The 1,642-nt window shown below is 71.4% G+C and carries 2 protein-coding genes; both read left to right on the top strand.

Going from position 1 to position 1,642, the window contains the following annotated elements; translation table 11 throughout:
* Positions 1-82: 82 nt before the first annotated feature.
* Positions 83-841 carry an ABC transporter ATP-binding protein gene (locus ENN83_RS06685; RefSeq protein ID WP_287185420.1) on the top strand — a complete coding sequence of 253 codons (759 nt, stop codon included), beginning with the start codon at positions 83-85 and terminating at the stop codon, positions 839-841.
* Complete coding sequence (locus ENN83_RS06680; RefSeq protein WP_287185417.1) at positions 838-1,632, top strand: cobalamin-binding protein; 795 nt, start codon at positions 838-840, stop codon at positions 1,630-1,632. The genes ENN83_RS06685 and ENN83_RS06680 overlap by 4 nt, the downstream gene beginning before the upstream one ends.
* The last annotated feature ends 10 nt before the right edge of the window (positions 1,633-1,642 follow it).

Genomic DNA, 1,642 nt, shown 5'->3' with positions numbered 1-1,642 from the left:
TGAAGCTCGGCGTGCTGACCGCCATCCTCGGTGCGCCGCTGTTCTTCCACCTGATCTACAAGACACGGCGCGAGGCGGGCGCATGACCGGGCTGATCCTGTCGCATCTGAGCGTCCATCGCGGCCCCTGTCCTGTGGTCGATGACGTTTCGGCCGACCTGCGCCCCGGCGAATTCGTCGGCCTGATCGGGCCGAACGGCGCGGGCAAGACCACTCTGATGCGCGTAGCCCTCGGCCTGATCCGTCACAAGGGCACATCCTCGCTGGCGCGGCTGTCGGCGGCGGACCGCGCCCGGACGGCCGCCTGGCTGCCGCAGATGCGCGAAATCGCCTGGCCGGTCAGCGTGGAAACGCTGGTGGGTCTTGGCCGCACGCCGCATCTGCGCCCCGGCCAGCGGATGGGCGCGGCCGACCGCGCCGCCATCGCGGATGCGCTGGGGCGGATGGATCTGGCGGGGTTCGAGCATCGCCGCGCCACCGCGCTGTCGGGCGGCGAACAGGCCCGCGTCCTGATCGCCCGCGCTGTCGCGCAGGAGGCCCCGGTGCTGATCGCCGACGAACCCATCGCCGGGCTGGATCCCGCCCACCAGATCACCACCATGCGCCTGTTCGCGGGGCTTGCGGCCGAGGGGCGTCTGGTCGTCGCGGCGCTGCACGATCTGGGCCTTGCCGCGCGGTTCTGCACCCGGCTTCTGGTGCTGCATCGCGGCCGGCTGGAAGAGGACGGCCCGCCCGGCGAGGTGCTGACCGCGCCAACGCTCGCCCGCGTCTTCGGGCTGCGCGCCTATCTGGCCGACACGCCCGAAGGACCCATCGTCCAGCCGGTCGAGGTGGTGACATGACCCGCCGCTTCCCGCCCGAGCGCATCGTCTGCCTGACCGAGGAAACGGTCGAGACGCTTTATCTGCTGGGTCAGGATCACCGGATCGTGGGCGTCACCGGCTATGCCGTGCGGCCCGCTCGGGTGCGTCGGGAAAAGCCGCGGGTGGGGGCGTTCAGTTCCGCCGATCTGCCGAAGATCCTCGCGCTCGATCCCGATCTGGTGCTGACCTTCTCGGACATCCAGCACGACATTGCGGCCGGGCTGATCCAGGCGGGGATCGCGGTGCATGCCTTCAACCAGCGCAATGTGGCGGGCATCCTTGCGATGATCCGCGTTCTCGGCGCGCTGACCGGCGTGCCCGACCGGGCCGAGGCGCTGGCGGCGGGCCATCAGGCGCGGCTCGACGTCCTGCGCGCCGCCCCGCACCCCCACCGCCCGCGCGTCTATTGCGTGGAATGGGACGAGCCGCGCCTGTCCGGCGTGGGCTGGGTGTCCGACCTGATCGGAATCGCCGGGGGCGAGGATGTTTTCGCCCATCTCGCCGGGCGGCAGGGCGCGAAGGATCGGGTGGTCACGGATGCCGAGGTGATCGCCGCCGCGCCCGAAGTGATCCTCGATTCGTGGTGCGGCAAGAAACTGCGCCTCGAGAAGATCGCCGCGCGACCCGGCTGGGACAGGGGCCCGGCGGTGCGTTCGGGCCGCATCCACGAGATCAAGGCGCCGCTGATCCTCTCGCCCGGCCCCGCGGCGCTGACCGAGGGGCCGGAGGCGATATGCACCGCGCTCCGGGGCGCGGAGGGAGGTCGATGATGGAGGCGAT

It is taken from the genome of Rhodovulum sp. (assembly GCF_011048875.1).
GTDB classification, from domain to species: Bacteria; Pseudomonadota; Alphaproteobacteria; order Rhodobacterales; family Rhodobacteraceae; genus Rhodovulum; species Rhodovulum tesquicola.
This window is presented reverse-complemented; position numbering and strand designations above follow the sequence as displayed.

Coding starts and splice junctions, on each gene's coding strand:
- ENN83_RS06685 (WP_287185420.1), top strand. CDS start 83: ATGACCGGGCTGATCCTGTCGCATCTGAGCGTCCATCGCGGCCCCTGT.
- ENN83_RS06680 (WP_287185417.1), top strand. CDS start 838: ATGACCCGCCGCTTCCCGCCCGAGCGCATCGTCTGCCTGACCGAGGAA.